13 protein-coding genes and 3 tRNA genes are annotated in these 15,625 nt (G+C 66.3%); 10 read left to right on the forward strand and 6 right to left on the reverse strand.

Annotation, left to right across the window (positions count from 1 at the left end; genetic code table 11):
* Positions 1–307: 307 nt before the first annotated feature.
* Positions 308–1,669 carry an OmpA family protein gene (locus PM1_RS20080; protein ID WP_009618918.1) on the reverse strand — a complete coding sequence of 454 codons (1,362 nt, stop codon included), beginning with the start codon at positions 1,667–1,669 and terminating at the stop codon, positions 308–310.
* 330 nt (positions 1,670–1,999) lie between these two features.
* Between PM1_RS20080 and allE the strand changes: the two genes are divergently transcribed.
* The 8 genes from allE (at position 2,000) to PM1_RS20120 (ending at position 11,206) form a co-directional block, all read left to right on the forward strand.
* Positions 2,000–2,776 (forward strand): (S)-ureidoglycine aminohydrolase, encoded by a 777-nt coding sequence (allE, locus tag PM1_RS20085; protein WP_009618917.1) that lies wholly within the window; start codon positions 2,000–2,002, stop codon positions 2,774–2,776.
* A gap of 86 nt (positions 2,777–2,862) precedes the next feature.
* Entirely contained in the window at positions 2,863–3,891 is a 1,029-nt protein-coding gene (locus tag PM1_RS20090) for an aspartate/ornithine carbamoyltransferase family protein (protein ID WP_009618916.1), read from the forward strand.
* Positions 3,892–3,944: 53 nt separating this feature from the next.
* Positions 3,945–5,333, forward strand: a complete 1,389-nt coding sequence (locus PM1_RS20095; RefSeq protein WP_202964461.1) for a YfcC family protein — start codon at positions 3,945–3,947, stop codon at positions 5,331–5,333.
* A gap of 12 nt (positions 5,334–5,345) precedes the next feature.
* Positions 5,346–6,704: an allantoinase AllB gene (gene allB, locus PM1_RS20100; protein ID WP_009618914.1), complete on the forward strand. Its 1,359-nt coding sequence runs from the start codon at positions 5,346–5,348 to the stop codon at positions 6,702–6,704.
* A 16-nt stretch (positions 6,705–6,720) separates the two neighbouring features.
* Entirely contained in the window at positions 6,721–7,656 is a 936-nt protein-coding gene (gene arcC, locus PM1_RS20105; protein ID WP_009618913.1) for a carbamate kinase, read from the forward strand.
* A gap of 163 nt (positions 7,657–7,819) precedes the next feature.
* The gene (locus PM1_RS20110) at positions 7,820–8,767 is read left to right on the forward strand and encodes an AraC family transcriptional regulator (protein WP_009618912.1); all 948 of its coding nucleotides are present in this window, start codon (positions 7,820–7,822) and stop codon (positions 8,765–8,767) included.
* A 136-nt stretch (positions 8,768–8,903) separates the two neighbouring features.
* Positions 8,904–10,400 carry an NCS1 family nucleobase:cation symporter-1 gene (locus PM1_RS20115; protein WP_009618911.1) on the forward strand — a complete coding sequence of 499 codons (1,497 nt, stop codon included), beginning with the start codon at positions 8,904–8,906 and terminating at the stop codon, positions 10,398–10,400.
* A gap of 209 nt (positions 10,401–10,609) precedes the next feature.
* Positions 10,610–11,206 carry a hypothetical protein gene (locus PM1_RS20120; RefSeq protein ID WP_009618910.1) on the forward strand — a complete coding sequence of 199 codons (597 nt, stop codon included), beginning with the start codon at positions 10,610–10,612 and terminating at the stop codon, positions 11,204–11,206.
* Between the two features lie 41 nt (positions 11,207–11,247).
* On the opposite strand, the gene PM1_RS20125 is transcribed toward PM1_RS20120, so the two are convergent.
* The 3 genes from PM1_RS20125 to PM1_RS20135 form a co-directional block, all read right to left on the reverse strand.
* A tRNA-Gly gene (locus PM1_RS20125) sits at positions 11,248–11,323 on the reverse strand.
* Between the two features lie 85 nt (positions 11,324–11,408).
* Positions 11,409–11,484 (reverse strand) — tRNA-Gly (locus tag PM1_RS20130).
* Between the two features lie 2 nt (positions 11,485–11,486).
* A tRNA-Glu gene (locus tag PM1_RS20135) sits at positions 11,487–11,562 on the reverse strand.
* A 217-nt stretch (positions 11,563–11,779) separates the two neighbouring features.
* On the opposite strand from PM1_RS20135, the gene PM1_RS20140 reads away from it, so the two are divergent.
* Together PM1_RS20140 and PM1_RS20145 are read left to right on the forward strand one after the other, a co-directional pair.
* On the forward strand, positions 11,780–12,547 hold the full coding sequence (locus PM1_RS20140; RefSeq protein ID WP_009618909.1) for a hypothetical protein: 768 nt from the start codon (positions 11,780–11,782) through the stop codon (positions 12,545–12,547).
* 10 nt (positions 12,548–12,557) lie between these two features.
* Positions 12,558–13,235 (forward strand): glutathione S-transferase family protein, encoded by a 678-nt coding sequence (locus tag PM1_RS20145; RefSeq protein ID WP_009618908.1) that lies wholly within the window; start codon positions 12,558–12,560, stop codon positions 13,233–13,235.
* A 995-nt stretch (positions 13,236–14,230) separates the two neighbouring features.
* Here PM1_RS20145 and PM1_RS20150 read toward each other — a convergent pair.
* Together PM1_RS20150 and PM1_RS20155 are read right to left on the reverse strand one after the other, a co-directional pair.
* Positions 14,231–14,713: a GAF domain-containing protein gene (locus tag PM1_RS20150; protein WP_009623401.1), complete on the reverse strand. Its 483-nt coding sequence runs from the start codon at positions 14,711–14,713 to the stop codon at positions 14,231–14,233.
* Positions 14,710–15,603 carry an ATP-binding protein gene (locus tag PM1_RS20155; protein ID WP_009623402.1) on the reverse strand — a complete coding sequence of 298 codons (894 nt, stop codon included), beginning with the start codon at positions 15,601–15,603 and terminating at the stop codon, positions 14,710–14,712. Before PM1_RS20155 ends, PM1_RS20150 begins: the two co-directional genes overlap by 4 nt.
* Positions 15,604–15,625: the final 22 nt, after the last annotated feature.

The following is a 15,625-nucleotide window of genomic DNA, read 5'->3' on the forward strand; positions in this document are numbered from 1 at the left end:
CAAGCCTATATTCCCGTATGTATTTTCCTGCTATGTGTGGGAATGTGATCTAACACCCTCACCATCTCACGACAACCCAATACCCGCATCAACAAGATGCAGCTCTAGCACAGCGGCAAGTTGGTGGCCGACTTCCCGGCGAGTTGCCCACCGACTAGGCGTGCTACTACTAGTTGCTGCCCCAATGGCAAGCCACCGAGCCCAGCAGTACTACTTTCCGACAATAGCTGCTGGCGACCACTGGTGGTGGCCTAGGCAGCCACTAGCCGATCCGGTATCGGGAAGCCCGGAGCGGCTGACCTCTCGATCACTCCAGCACGCTGAACTCGATACGCTGGTTGCGCGCCCGGCCCGCCTCGGTGGCGTTGCTGAAGAGCGGCTGGCTGCGCCCGTAGCCCTTGGCCTGCAGGCGGTCGGGCGCCACGCCCAGTTCCACCAGGCGCGCCACCACGGCCTCGGCCCGAACGCGGGAGGCCTGCTGGCTGCTTTGCGAATCGTCGCTGTCGTCGGTGTGCCCGCCCACTTCCACGAGGGTGCCCGGCGGCGCCTGGCGGATGGCTTCGGCGGCTTCGGCCAGCACCTCGTCGCTGTCGCGGCTGATGGTGCTCGAGCGGTTGTCGAAGCGAATCCCCAACTGGGTCAGGGCATCGGCCAGTTGCCGGGCGCCGGAGCCCGGCGGCAGGCCGTTGAGGGCGGCCAGGGTGCGGTTCCACAGCCCCAGGAATTCGAAGCCGCCGAAGGTCTCGCGCAATTTCTGCGACAGCTCGATGCGCTGCCCCTGGCTCAGCGCGGTGGAATCCATGCGGATGCGCTCGCCGTTGAAGCCCAGCTTGAGCCCCTCGACCTTCAGTTCCGGCAGCAGCTCCAGCAGGCCGTCGAGCCAGGCCGCGGGGCTGGTTTGCCGCTTGACCAGGATGTCGCCCCGCAGGCGCTCCGCGCCGAAGACCTCCTTCAGCCGCCCCAGCAGCGCCGCGCGCTCGTCGATGCTGGTGAGCTGGCCATTGATGCGCACCTTGCCCTCGCGCAGTTCGAGCATGAAGCGCGGCGCCTCCAGCACCGGGCTGGCCTCGGGCTGCGGAGCCACCTCCACGGCTGACGCCACCCGCGCCTGGGCCACGGGCGCGGACGAGCAATGGCGGAACGACAGCACCATGGTGAGCAGCGACAGCACCAGCAGCGCGCCCAACCAGGGCGCCAGCCCACGCTTCGCCTCCGGTCGCGGCCCGGCCGGCTCGCCGATCGCCTCCGGCCGCAGCGCCGGCAGCAATTCGGCGGTGTCGGCCATCAGCACAGTCAGCCCCTCGGCTCCGGCCTGCGCCGCGCCACTGGCGGCGTCCAGCCCGGCCAGCAGTTCCGGCAGGCAGGCGGCGACCGCCTCTTCCAGCCCCTCGTCGGACAGCCCCAGCTGCCGGGCAAAGCGGCCCAGCGTGCTGGCGTCGAACACCTGCTCCAGCTGGGCGCGGTCGGGCGCCTGCGCAGGGGGGCCACCCTGCAGCCAGGCGCCCAGCCCCTGCCGGCGCAGGTGCTGGACGAAACCGGCCCAGCCGCCGCGCTGCTCGTCGAGCACCAGGTGCGCCAGCAGGCCCAGGAGCTTCCCGGCGTTTTCCGGCGCCATGTCGAAGCGGCGGCAGACTTCCTCTAGAAGCGGCCCTACGAAATCGTTTTGCATGATCGAAATAGTCCACAGATGAACGGCCAACCCGCGCACGCCATGGGACGGAGCGCGCTGTCGCTCCGCATGGCGGAGAAAGGCGGGCCATGGCGCGCGCCCTTCCTGCGGGAGGCGCCATCTCAACAAAGGCCCCGGACGGGGCCTATAGGGACAATCCGAATGCACGCAGCGGGGGCCCTGAAAAGGGCGAAAAATGGGGCCACCGCGCTTTTGGCATCAAAAGACAGGTCGTTGTCATGCCCGGCTATCCCCGCCGAAAACCCCGCGCCGTACCTTTTCCGCAACGCACCAATCGAACCGCGCACCACCGGAAAAGGAGAATGCGTCATGCGAGGGTATCCCGAGGGACTATTGAAGAACCGCTCCGTCGTCAAGCACGGCAACTACGCCGTCATCTCGCCGGACGGGCGCGTCATAAACAGCATCCCCGGCATCGTCGACTGCTGCATGACGCTGCTGGCCACGCCCAAGGTAGGTGCGAGCTTCGTGCAACTGATCGGCACGCTGGGCCCGCAGGCTCGCACCACCCAGGCCTACGGCGGGCTACCCCACGAGGAAGCCTTCCTCTATCTGCTCGACGGCGAGGCGCAGCTGAAGGTTCGCGTGGGCGACGACAGCACCACCCTGCGCCAGGGCGGATACGCCTACGCGCCACCGGGAACGGGCATCGCTTTCGAGAATGCCAACGGCCAGCCCGGCCGCATCCTGCTCTACAAGCAGCGTTTCATCCCCCACCCGGCCGGCTCGTGCCCATACGCGGTGTTCGCCAATGCCAACGACATCGCCTGGACCGACTACGAAGGCATGGCGAACGTCCATATCAAGGACCTGCTGCCCGTCGAGCCGTGCTTCGACATGAACATGCACATCCTCAGCTTCGACCCGGGCGCCAGCCACAACATCATCGAGACCCACGTCCAGGAGCACGGCGCCTACGTCTACGAGGGCCAGGGCTGCTACCTGCTGGACGAGGACTGGTATCTGATCCAGAAGGACGACTTCATCTGGTTCGGCCCGTACTGCAAGCAGGCCGCCTACGGCGTCGGACGCGAGCCGTTCACCTACATCTACTCCAAGGATTGCCACCGCGACGTCGAGGTTTGAGCAATCCCGCGCCGGACGCCACCAGTCCCGCCAACGAGGCCGCCCGGCTTCCCTACGAATCAGTAACGACACAGTAGGAGCATCTCATGGCACTCGATCAGAACTTCAAGACACTGGATATCCGCGACCACCTCGCCGCCACGCAAATGCGAGGCCGGAACATCACCTTCCTGGATGACTTCAGCAGCGACCAGCTCGGCGCTCTCTTCCAGGCTGCGCGGCAGTTGGAGCCCTTCATGCGCACCGGGCTGGACCTGCTGCGGGGCAAGGTGCTCTATACCCTGTTCTTCCAGCCATCGACCCGCACGCGCTGCAGCCACGAGGATGCGATGTTGCGCCTGGGCGGCAGCGTCATCACCGAGTCGGATCCGCTGCACAACTCATCGGCCGCCAAGAACGAAAGCCTGTACGACAGCCTGCGGGTGACCTCGGAATATGCCGACGTGATCGTCATGCGCCATCCCGATGACCGCGAAGCGCTGGAGACGCTGGCCGAGCTGGAGGGCCATGCGTCGCCGGTGATCTCCGGCGGCTATGGGCACGTGACCCACCCCACGCAGGGCCTGCTCGACTGCTACACCTGCTGGCGCGCCTTCGGCGACCTCAGCCGCGTGACGGTGGCCATCGCCACGCCCGACCTGTCGCGGGCCCGCTCCGGGCAGTCGTTCGCCCTGGCGCTGGCGGCGATGGGCGCCAAGATCATCTACACCGGCACCAGCGAACTGCGCACTCCCGCAGTGGTACGCGACAAGCTGGTGCGCATGGGCGCGCAATTCGAGGAGCACTTCGACCTGAGCGAAAGCCAGAACAAGGAGCTGTACATCGAGAGGGACGTAGACCTGATCTATCTGCCCGGCTGCTCGGTCAAGAAGGACGATCCGAACCGCGAAGACTTCGTCAAGACCATGGCCAAGTACTACCTGAGCATGGAAATGCTGCAGGAGATCCGCCAGAAGACCGGCAAGGTGGTTGGCGTACACCACTCACTGCCGCGCAATCCCGGCGAGTTCGACTTCGCCATCGACAACACCGAACACCAGTTGTACTTCCGCGCCATCGGCTTCTCCGTCGCCATCCGCATGGCGCTGCTGTGCGCAGTCGTGGGAGTGAACTGATGATGACGCCCCATGCCCCGCCCCCCATAGACGGGGGACGCCCGAAGTTCCGCATGCCGGACATCTACATCGTGCTGGTGCTGTTCATCCTGGCCGTGGCCGCGCTCACCTACGTGATCCCGGCCGGGCAGTACGAAAGGCAGACCGTGGAAACCTCACGGGGCCAGCAGACGCTGGTGATCGCCGGCACCTACCATCGGATCGAGCAGCAGCCGGTGGGCGTCATGGACCTGGTATCGGCGATCCCCAACGGCCTCAAGCGCGGTGCCGGGGTCGTGTTCCTGACCTTCATGATGGGCGGGTGCATGGGCCTGATCAAACGCGCGGGCCTGATCGACATGGGCGTGCTGCAGTTGAACAGGGCCGTCGGCGACAAAGGCTTCATGGTGATCCCGATCCTGATCGGCATTTTCACCAGCCTGGCGGCCTTCATCGGCACCCCGGAGCTGTCGCTGGCCTACCTGCCGGTGCTGCTGCCGCTGTTCTATCGGCTCGGCTACGACGGCATGACGGCGACGGCCGTGGCCCTGCTCGGCCCCTGCCTGGGCTTCACCTTCGGGCTGACCATTCCCAGCTCCATCGGCGTCGGCCAGCAGATCGCACAGCTGCCGATGTTTTCCGGTTCCGCCTTCCGAGCCCTTGTGCTGCTGGTCGTCCTGCTGGTCGGCATCGCCTATGTGATGCGCTATGCCGCGCGGGTCAAACGCGACCCCGCATCCAGCCTGAGCCTCGAGTCCGACCGGGAAATCCGCGCGAAGATCGCCGAGGAAGAAGGCGAGGATCGAAAGCTGACCTTCAGCGCCCGCCAGAAGCTGGCCGGGATCGCCTGCCTGGCGATGTTCCCGATCGCCATCGCCCTGATCCTGACGCAGAACCTCGGCTTCGAAGCCATCGGCGGCCTGTTCCTGTGCATAGGCGTGATCACTGCGGCGGTGGCGGGCAAGCGGCCGCAGCAGATCTGCGACGACCTCAATGCCGGCATGCGCGACATGATGGTGGCGGCCCTGCTGTGCGGCGTGGCCAGCGCCATCGCGGTCGTCATGGACCAGGGCGTCATCACCGATACGCTGGTGTACTGGCTGGAGAACATGATGCGCTCGGTCCCCCCGGAACTGAGTGCGATCGCCATCTTCTGGGAGCAGTCGCTCTTCAACTTCCTGATCCCCAGCGCGACGGCGCTCACCGTGCTGACCATGCCGATCATTTCCCCGCTGGCCTCGCTGCTCGATATCTCGCAGCAGGCGGTGGTTTCGGCCAATGCCTGGGGCGGCCAGCTCACCGACGTATTCTTCCCCACCTCCGGGTTCTTCGTGGCGACGCTGAGCATCGCCCGTATCGAGTACGGCAAATGGCTGCGGTTCTATACGCCCCTGATGCTGATGCTGGGCGCGATCGCCAGCGCAGCGCTGTATCTGATGCAAAGCCTCTCGCTAGGCCTGTAGGGAGATCCGAGCATGTTCGACACCCTGATCAAGAATGGACTGGTGGTGCTCCGGGACGAGGTGAAACGGCTCGACCTGGGCCTGCACGACGGGCGGATCGCCGCCATAGGCACCGAACTGGGCGAGGCGGCGCGGACGATCGACGCCCAGGGCAGCTACGTGCTGCCGGGCATGGTCGATGTGCATATGCACATTTCCGAACCCGGGCGCACCGAATGGGAAGGCTACCGCACCGGTACCCGGGCCATGGCGGCGGGAGGCACGACCTCCTTCGTGGAAATGCCGCTCAACACCCTCCCCGCCACCACCGACCTCGCCGCCCTGGAGATCAAGCTGGCCGCGGCTCGCGGCCAATGCTACGTCGACTACGCAGCGATGGCCGGGCTGGTGCCCTGGAACCTGGCCGACCTCGAGCCGCTGTCCGCGGCCGGCGTCGCGGCCTACAAGTGCTTCGTCGCCACCTGCGGCTCGGACGAGCCGGGCGACTTCAGGAACGTCGACGATTACCAGCTCTACCTCGGCATGCAGACACTGGCGCGTACCGGTGACCTGCTGGTGGTCCACTGCGAGAACGCGGCCATTACCGACGGGCTCGGCCAGCAGGCCAGGGCGCAGGGCAAGACACTGGTGTCCGACTATGTCGCGACGCGGCCGGTGTTCACCGAGGTGGAGGCCGTGCAGCGGGTACTGTTGCTGGCCAGGGAAACCGGCTGCCGTGTGCACATCGCCCATTGCAGTTGCCCGGAGGCCATCGAGGCCGTGCTGCAGGCACAGGCGGAGGGCGTCGATGCGTCCTGCGAGTCCTGCCCGCACTATTTCCTGCTGGCCACCGAGGACCTGGACGCCATAGGCCCCCGCGCGAAATGCTCCCCGCCCATTCGCGACCGCGCGAACCAGGCGCGCCTGTGGCAACTGCTGGAGCAAGGGCGGATCGCCATCCTGGGTTCGGACCATTCGCCTTGTACGCCGCAGCTCAAGGCATCGCCCAACGCCTTCGATGCCTGGGGAGGCATCAGCGGTTGCCAGAACAGCGTGGATGCGATGTTCGACGCGGCCGTTCTGAAACGCAGCATCAGCCCGACGATCCTGATGAACGCGCTGGCGACCGAACCGGCACGGCGCTTCCGCCTGCCGGCGAAAGGGGAAATCGCCCTGGGCAAGGATGCCGACATCGCCATTCTCGACCCCTGCCAGAGCTATACCGTCACGGCTGCGCAGTTGCACTACAAGAACCGCATGAGCGCCTACGAGGGCATGCGGATCGGTTGCCGCATCACCCACACGCTGGTGCGCGGCCATCTGGTGTACCAGGCCGACACGGGCATCCAGGGCGAGCCCATCGGCGAACCGATGCGTGTCTGCAAATACTGAACACAGGGGGCAAGACATGAGAATCGTGATCGCACTGGGCGGCAACGCCCTGCTCAAGCGCGGCGAGCCGATGACCTCGGAGAACCAGCGGCAGAACGTCCGCGCGGCCTGCGAGCAGATCGCCAGGGCCTATGAGGGCAACCAGTTGATCGTCACCCACGGCAACGGCCCGCAGGTCGGCCTGATGGCGCTGCAAAGCAACGCCTACAAGGACGTGCCCATGTACCCGCTGGACGTGCTGGGAGCCGAATCGGTGGGCATGATCGGCTACATGATCCAGCAGGAGCTGGCCAACTTCGTGCCCAGGAGCGCCTCGCTGGCGACCATACTCACGCAAACCGAGGTGGCGCCCGACGACCCGGCCTTCCAATGCCCCAGCAAGCCGGTCGGCCCGGTATACGAGCGGGAAGAGGCCGAATGGATCGCCGCCGAGAAGGGCTGGACGATGGCCCGCGACAACGGCCACTACCGGCGCGTGGTCCCCAGCCCGCGCCCTGTAAGAATATTCGGTCTGACCCCGCTGAAACTGCTCATTGAGCATGGTTGCATCGTGATCTGCGCGGGCGGAGGGGGCATTCCGGCCTACTATGACGCCCAAGGCATGCTGTGCGGAGCCGAAGCGGTGATCGACAAGGACCTGGCCACGGCGCTCCTGGCGCAGTCGGTCCAGGCCGATCTGCTGGTCATAGCCACCGATGTCGATGGTGTCTACGTCGATTGGGACAAACCCACGCGGCGACGGATCAGCGCTGCCGACCCCGACTCGATCCTGCAGTTCGAATTCGCCGCGGGCTCCATGGGGCCCAAGGTGCAGGCAGCGGTGGACTTCGCCCGCGCCACGGGATGCCCGGCGGTCATCGGCGCGCTGCAGGACATCGAACGGATCATCGCCGGGCAGGCCGGCACGCGTATTTCGACGCAAGCCTCGGGTGCGACCTACGCAGCGGCCTGAGGCGCCCGGGATGCCCTTTCCCATGTACAGGGGCATGTGACAAATGTCAGAAGCAGCAGTCACCAACGAGAGGAAACCAGGCGACGGGGGTCGCCTTGGCGTCAGAACCTCGGTGCTTTCCAGCCTGGTTCGATCGGTCTGTCAGACGCTCAGGGGATACGACGTGGACCCGATCGCGCTGATGGAGGCGACCGGGCTGGAGGTCCGGCTGCTGAACGTCCCCGCGGCGCGCTATGACGGAGAGGCGGTCAAGTGGTTCTGGCGCCTCGCCATCCGCGCCAGCGCAGACCCATTGCTTGGCCTGCGGGTAGGCAAGGAGGTGCAGGCTCCCGCGCTCCATTCCCTGGGGCTGGCCCTGATGGCCAGCGGCTCGCTGGCCCAGTTGCTGGAACTGTTCGCGAACTACAGCAGGCTCGTCTGCACCTCATTGAGCATCGAGCTGCAGCACGAGCGCCGGCGCACGCGGGTGATACTGCACACCGACGAGGACGACATACGCCAGCGCCCGCTCAGCCTGGCGATGCTGGCCTTCATCAGCCGCCAGGCCTGTTCCCTCGCCCAGCATCCGGTGGTGCCGCTGGGGGTCACCTCGGTCATGGCGGCCGGACCGCAGGCCCGGGCCCTGGATGCGTACTTCGGAACGGAGGTATGCCTGGGCGCGGAGTGCGACTCCATCACCTTCCACTACGAGAACGTGATCGAGCCCTATGCCGGCGGCAATCCCCAACTGGTCCAGGTCAATGAAGAGCTGATCAACGGCTACCTGTCGCACTTTCGCGAGAACGACGTGTTCAACCGGGTGCGCGCCCACATTCAACGCATGCTTTCCGCGGGCGAGCCGCCCCTGTGCCAGGTGGCACGGGTCATGAACCTGTCGCCCAGGACGTTGCAGCGTCGGCTCGACGATGCCGGCTGCTGCTACAAGCAACTGGTGGACAACGGCCGCAAGGAAATGGCCTACGACCTGCTGGCGCACAGCGAGACCAGCGTCACCGAGATCAGCTTCCTGCTGGGCTTTTCCGATCCCAGCAACTTCAACCGCGCCTGCCACCGCTGGTTCGGCTGCAGCCCGCAGCAATTCCGCCAGCGAATGCTGTGCGTGACCGTCTAGCGGGCGTCACCACGATTGGCGTCCAAAGCCAGGTGCTTGTCAGCGAGCGACAGGTGGATGGACCGGCAAGAGCCATAGACTGGGCCACACAAGCATACGGGGTGCTCGCTCGCCCCAGCATGGAGGTAGTGCCGCAATGACCCAGCCCGACTCGCAGCACCGCGCACACTCGCCCGATTCCGATCCATCCCGGCCGCCGAGCGACACGGACACCTCCCTGGCCAACGAGGACCTGTTGCCGACGAAGCAGACCTGGAACTGGTACAACATCTTCGCCTTCTGGATGTCCGACGTGCACAGCGTGGGCGGCTACGTTTTCGCCGGCACCCTGTTCACGCTGGGCCTGCAGTCCTGGCAAATCTTCCTGGTGCTGGTGGGCGGAATATGCATCGTCATGCTGCTCGCCAACCTGATAGCCGAACCCAGCCAGAAGAGCGGCGTGCCCTTCCCGGTGATCGCGCGGCTTTCCTTCGGCGTCTACGGGGCCAATATCCCCGCGCTGATCCGCGGCATCATCGCCATCGTCTGGTACGGCATCCAGACCTACCTGGCATCTGTGGCGTTGAGCATCATCCTGCTGCGCGTCTTCCCCGGGCTGGCGGTGCTGACCGAGCACAGCTTCCTGAACCTGTCCTACCTGGGCTGGATCGGCTTCCTGAGTATGTGGGCGCTGCAGACCGCCCTGTTCCTGATGAAGATGGATGCCATCAAGGTGTTCATGGACTGGGCGGGGCCCGCCGTCTACCTGGTGATGTTCATGCTGATGGGCTGGATCGTCTACCAGGCGGGCTGGAGCGAGATCAGCCTGTCCCTGTCCGAAAAGACCCTGACGCCCCTCGAGACACTGGGGCAGGCCCTGGTGGGCACCTCGCTCATCGTGGCCTACTTCGCCGGGCCGACGCTGAACTTCGGAGACTTCTCGCGCTATTGCCGGTCGATGAAGGATGTGCGGCGCGGCAACTTCTGGGGGCTGCCGGTCAACTTCACGGTGTTCTCGCTGATCTCGGTCGTGATCATCTCGGGCACCCCGGCGGTCTTCGGCCGGATGATCGAAGATCCGATGGAAACCATCGGCCTGATCGACAACACCACCATGGTGGTACTGCTGGCATTCACCTTCGTCACGGCGACAGTGGGGGTGAACATCGTGGCCAACTTCGTCTCCGCCGCCTTCGATGTCTCCAACGTCGCGCCGGATCGAATCAGTTGGCGTGGCGCAGGCCTGATAGCCGCCGTCGCCTCGGCGCTCCTGACGCCCTGGAACCTGTACGACTCGCCGGCGATCATCCACTACACCATCGACATGCTGGCGGCTTTCATTGGCCCGCTGTACGGGATTCTGATCGTCGACTACAGGCTGGTCCAGCATCGAAAGATCGATGTCGCCGAGCTGTTCAGCAACGCTCCCGGGGGGCGCTACTGGTACTGCGGGGGCGTCAACCCCGTCGCGCTCAAGGCGCTGGTGCCGGCAGCATCGCTCGGCATTCTCTGCGTGACTCTCCCCGCCCTGAACCTGCTGGCGAACTTCTCGTTCTTCGTCGGCATGTCAACCAGCGGCCTGCTGTACTACTGGCTCGCCCGTGGCCGCGCCGCTGCCGGTGCGCCGGCGAGCGGGGCTCCGGTGGATAGATGATGGGGGCGCCGGGGAAGCCGTCGCTCTCACAGCAAATCCCCCCGGCGGACCCAATAAGGGCAATCCGAATTCGCTGCCCGGCGCCGGCATTGCCCGGGGGCGAGGAAACGTCTCACCGGCGCCCGCGCCTGCGCCTTATTCCACCGGCCGGGCAAGCCTTGCCAAGCTGGCCGGAACACTTCGCCAAGGCGCTATCGCAGGACCTCCCCATGCCGCACCTCCCACCGATGACCACCAGCCATGGAGGGCTGCGGCTGCGCTCGGGCAGCATCCTCGCCCTGCTGCTGGTGCTGCTGGCGAGCCTGGCGCCCAGCAGCCAGGGCCAGAGCCAGGGCGGGCAGCGGACGGCGAAGGTCGAGGTGGAAAGCTTCGTGCGCCGGCTGTACGGCGACGAAGGCCCCGGGGCGCTGTCCGGCGATATCGGCGAGGCGCGCGCCCGGCGCTGGCTGAGCCCGGCGCTGGCGCGGGCGCTGAAGGCCTACCGCGCCGCCCGCCACGAAGGCGCGGGGCTGCTGGAGAACGACCCGCTCTGCGTCTGCCGGCGTTCGCCTGGCCTGGAACTGGAGCAACTGCACGTCAGCCTGGCCGGCGAGGGCCGGGCCACGGCCAGGGTGATCCTGGTGCACGAGCAGTGGCGCCGCGGCGTGCTGCTGCGCCTGGTCAGGCGCGGGGGAGCCTGGCGCCTGGACGACCTCGCGCAACCGGCCATGCCCAGCCTGCGCCAGGCGCTGGAGCGGGAAACGCGGGGCAGCGAGCCGGCGCCTGCGGATAAGCGAGGGGACGGAAACGCAAAAAGGCTGCCCTGAGGCAGCCTTTTTGTGTGGATCACCGCGAAGGCGATCCGAATTGGAGCGGGAAACGAGACTCGAACTCGCGACCCCGACCTTGGCAAGGTCGTGCTCTACCAACTGAGCTATTCCCGCATCAACTTGTTGCAACCTCCAGCTTTCGGCCGGAGGGTAACGCCATTTCGCTTTCCGTTCACCGCCGGGGCGATGACCGGGAATCTGGAGCGGGAAACGAGACTCGAACTCGCGACCCCGACCTTGGCAAGGTCGTGCTCTACCAACTGAGCTATTCCCGCAATGGCGTCCCCTAGGGGACTCGAACCCCTGTTACCGCCGTGAAAGGGCGGTGTCCTAGGCCACTAGACGAAGGGGACGCGGCCCGGAACTTACAACATTCTTTCCGGCTTCTTCGCTCTGCCTTTCGGCTTTCGCGTCGAAGTGGCGCGCATTCTATGGAGCCTTTGGAGGGGCGTCAACCCTTCCGGAAAATTTTTTTTAAATCAAAGACTTCTGGTCAAATTTTGCGCCGCCGCTATGACCGGTGTCAGCGAGCCATTACACTCGGGAAAAATCCTTCAGGGAGTTTCCAAGGTGTCGCCACTCGTCATCACCGCCCTGGTCGTCGCCGGCATCGTCATTCTGATCGCCATCGTCTTCATCAACCAGCAGCTGGAAAACCGTAAGCTGGAGAAGGCCCGGGAGAAAGCCGACCTGCAGGATCGCTTCCGCCGCTGCGGCGCCATCGCCGAGAGCCTGCCCGGCCAGTTCATCTCCGCGGACCTCAAGCTGCTGCTCAGCCGTTTCGAACTCGCCCTGGGCGAACGCCTGCTCAAGCTGGAAAAGACGCCCCAGGTCGCCGAGCGCGTCGCCGAACTCAACCGTCTGGTAAGCCAGGGCAGCGCCATGGAAGTGCGCAACGCCCCGCAGTTGATCCTCACCGAAGCCAAGGCCAAGGAAGTCCGCTTCCTTTTCGAGGGCCTGCACGCCCAGATCAACCGCTTCGCCCAGGACGGCCTGTTGTCGCGCAACGACGCCCAGCGCTGGCTGAAGGAAATCCGCCACCTGCTCACCCAGCTGCATATAGAGTTCTTCACCAACATCGGCCAGCAGGCGCTGCAGCAGGGCCAGCCCCGCCAGGCCCGCCTGGCCTTCGAGCGCGGCGTGCAGTACCTGCAGAAGCAGGCCGACCTCGGCCGCTACCAGGCCCAGCTGAAGCAACTGGAACAACAGCTCGAACGCGCCAACGCCCTGGTCCTGGAAAGCAGCAAGCCCTCCGCCGAGGAAAACACCGAGCTGACCGAAGGCCTGAAGGCGCTGGACGAAGACGACATCTGGAAGAAGAAGAATCTCTACGACTGAGGAGACCCGCATGAGCCTGACCCTCTACGGCGCCGCTCTATCCCCCTTCGTCCGCAAGGTCCGCCTGTGCCTGGCGGAGAAGGGCCTGGACTACCAGCTGGAGAACGTCGACCCGTTCAACCAGCCGGACTGGTACGCCGACCTCAACCCGCTGCGACGCATCCCCGCCCTGCGCGACGGCGACGTCACCCTGGCCGACTCCAGCGTCATCTGCCACTACCTGGACGACCGCGATCCCCAGGCCACGCCCCTGTGCGGCGGCAACGCCCTGGCCCGCGCGCGGATCAGTTGGCTGGAAAAATACGCCGACTACGAAGTGGCGCCCCTGGCCACCTTCACGGTGTTCCGCAACCGCCTGCTCAAGCCGCTGCTGGGCAAGCCGTGCGACGAGGCGGCGGTAGAGGCCGCGCTGCAGGAGAAACTGCCGCCGCACTTCGACTACCTGGAAGGCTGCCTGGGCGGAGCCGAGTATTTCGTCGACGACCGCTTCAGCCTGGCGGACATCGCCGTGGCCAGCCAACTGGTGAACATGCGCCACGGCGGGGAAGTATTGGATGCCGGGCGCTGGCCGCGTCTGGCCGCGCACTTCCAGCGCATGCTGCAGCGCCCTGCCCTGCAGGCGCTTCTCGAGGGTGAACAGCGGGTCGTCGACAAGATCCGCGCACGCATCGCCCAGGCGCCGGCCTGAATAGAAAGACGCCTTCGGTCGGGGCACGGCGTACATCCCCGTAGCGGACCTTGTCCGCGATAGCCCGAGGTATCGGCGCGGTTCGCGGATGAGATCCGCTCCTACGCCGCCCCACCCGCGCCATTCCCTTGTAGGAGCGTGCCCTGCGCGCGATTTCGCGGGCAGGGCCCGCTCCTACAGGTGCGGGGAAACGCCGTGCCTCACGGAGCGCATAGGGGCACGGAATCGAGCGAGCAGGCCTGCGCCCCCCTCACCCTAACCCTCTCCCAGAGGGAGAGGGGACCGTTCGGAGTGCGTTGGTGTTTCGGCGTTAGCCGTCTAGCGCAGGGGTTGCCGGCTGAAACCAGGCCTTCTCTCGGCACGGACTGGCTCCCTCTCCCTCCGGGAGAGGACCGTTCGGCGTGCGTTGGTGTTTCGGCGTTAGCCGGCTAGCGCAGGGGTCGCCGGCTGGAACCAGGCTTCCTCTCGGCACGGACTAGCTCCTTCCCTCGGGAGAGGACCGTTCGGCGTGCATTGGTGTTTCGGCGTCAGCCGGCAAGCACAGGGATCGCCGGCTGAAACCAGGCCTCCTTTCGGCACGGACTGGCTCCCTCTCCCTCCGGGAGAGGGCTGGGGTGAGGGGAAAGCCCGAGCGCCGATGCCATTCCCCTGCGCGCGATTTCGCGGGCAGGGCCCGCTCTACAGGTGCGGGGGGAAACGCCGTGCCTCACGGAGCGCATAGGGGCACGGAATCGAGCGAGCAGGCCTGCGGCCCCCTCACCCTAACCCTCTCCCGGAGGGAGAGGGGACCGTTCGGCGTGCGTTGGTGTTTCGGCGTTAGCCGGCTAGCGCAGGGGTCGCCGGCTGGAACCAGGCCTCCTCTCGGCACGGACTGGCTCCCTCTCCCTCCGGGAGAGGGCTGGGGTGAGGGGAAAGCCCGAGCGCCGATGTCATTCCCCTGTAGGAGCGCGCCCTGCGCGCGATTTCGCGGGCAGGGCCCGCTTACAATTCGTGCCTCAGCAATCGGTCAGGCGCAGGAAGATCTCGGCCAGGCGCTCGATGCCGGCCTGGTCCTCGGCGCTGAAGCGGCCGATGCTCGGGCTGTCCAGGTCGAGCACGCCGATCAGCCGGCCGTCCTTGACCAGCGGCACCACCAGCTCGCTGTTGGAGGCACTGTCGCAGGCGATGTGCCCGGGGAAGGCGTGCACGTCCTCCACCCGCTGCGTCTGGCGGGTGCGCGCCGCGGCGCCGCACACACCCTTGGCGAAGGGAATGCGCACGCAGGCCACCTTGCCCTGGAACGGGCCCAGCACCAGTTCCTCGTCCTTGTTCAGGTAGAAACCGGCCCAGTTCAGGTCGCCCAATTCGTGGAACAGCAGGGCGGCGAACTGCGAGGCGTTGGCGATGAAGTCGCGCTCGTCGGCGAACAGCGCTTCGGCCTGCGCCGCCAGCAGCGCGTAGCCACCCAGCCCGGCGCCGGTCTGTTGCAGGTCGATCATGGTTCTTCTCCTTCGAGCAATTGACGGCCCACCCACTGGCGGGCGAATTGATAGGCGCAGCGGCCGTTGCGGTTGCCGCGCCCGAGGGCCCAGCGGATGGCTTCCTTCTCCAGCGGCTCGTCCCAGGTGAAGGCCAGCCCCGAACGGCCGGCCAGCACTTCCACCCAGTGCCGCACCACGTCCAGGAAGTGCTCCTGGGTGAAGGGGTAGAACGACAGCCACAGGCCGAAACGATCCGACAGGGCAATCTTGTCCTCCACCGCCTCGCTGGGGTGCAGCTCGCCGTCGACCATCTTCCAGTTCTCGTTGTCGCTCTGCTTCTCCGAGACCAGGTGGCGGCGGTTCGAGGTGGCGTACAGCAGGACGTTGTCCGGAGCCTGCTCCAGCGAGCCGTCGAGCACGCTCTTGAGCACCCGGTAGTCGCCCTCGCCGGCGTCGAACGACAGGTCGTCGCAGAACAGCACAAAGCGCTGCGGCAGGCCGTGCAACTGCTCCACCACCCGCGGCAGGTCGGCCAGGTGGTCGCGCTCGATCTCGATCAGGCGCAGGCCGTCGCCGGCCAGCTCGGCCAGCAGCGCGCGCACCAGCGAGGACTTGCCCGTCCCCCGGGCGCCCCACAGCAAAGCGTGGTTGGCCGGCCTGCCGGCGACGAACTGGCGGGTGTTGCGGGCCAGCTGTTCGCGCTGCTTGTCGACGCCGAGCAGGTCGTCCAGGCGCAGGTCGAGGCTCACCTGCAGCGCCTGCAGGTAGCCGCTGCGGCCATCGCGGTGCCAGCGGGCGGCCAGGCAACGCTGCCAGTCGATGGGCTCGCGCAGCGCCGGGAGCAACGGCTCCAGCCGGGCCAGCACGCTTTCGGCGCGGGCCAGGAAATCATTCAGACGGGAATCCACGGCTTTCTCCCTGGGATCTTCA

The sequence above is a fragment of the Pseudomonas sp. M1 genome (assembly GCF_022760135.1).
GTDB classification, from domain to species: Bacteria; Pseudomonadota; Gammaproteobacteria; order Pseudomonadales; family Pseudomonadaceae; genus Pseudomonas; species Pseudomonas citronellolis.

Excerpts from the sequence above, each read along its gene's own strand:
- PM1_RS20080 (WP_009618918.1), bottom strand. The coding sequence starts at position 1,669 with ATGCAAAACGATTTCGTAGGGCCGCTTCTAGAGGAAGTCTGCCGCCGC.
- allE (WP_009618917.1), top strand. The coding sequence starts at position 2,000 with ATGCGAGGGTATCCCGAGGGACTATTGAAGAACCGCTCCGTCGTCAAG.
- PM1_RS20090 (WP_009618916.1), top strand. The coding sequence starts at position 2,863 with ATGGCACTCGATCAGAACTTCAAGACACTGGATATCCGCGACCACCTC.
- PM1_RS20095 (WP_202964461.1), top strand. The coding sequence starts at position 3,945 with ATGCCGGACATCTACATCGTGCTGGTGCTGTTCATCCTGGCCGTGGCC.
- allB (WP_009618914.1), top strand. The coding sequence starts at position 5,346 with ATGTTCGACACCCTGATCAAGAATGGACTGGTGGTGCTCCGGGACGAG.
- arcC (WP_009618913.1), top strand. The coding sequence starts at position 6,721 with ATGAGAATCGTGATCGCACTGGGCGGCAACGCCCTGCTCAAGCGCGGC.
- PM1_RS20115 (WP_009618911.1), top strand. The coding sequence starts at position 8,904 with ATGACCCAGCCCGACTCGCAGCACCGCGCACACTCGCCCGATTCCGAT.
- PM1_RS20120 (WP_009618910.1), top strand. The coding sequence starts at position 10,610 with ATGCCGCACCTCCCACCGATGACCACCAGCCATGGAGGGCTGCGGCTG.
- PM1_RS20145 (WP_009618908.1), top strand. The coding sequence starts at position 12,558 with ATGAGCCTGACCCTCTACGGCGCCGCTCTATCCCCCTTCGTCCGCAAG.
- PM1_RS20150 (WP_009623401.1), bottom strand. The coding sequence starts at position 14,713 with ATGATCGACCTGCAACAGACCGGCGCCGGGCTGGGTGGCTACGCGCTG.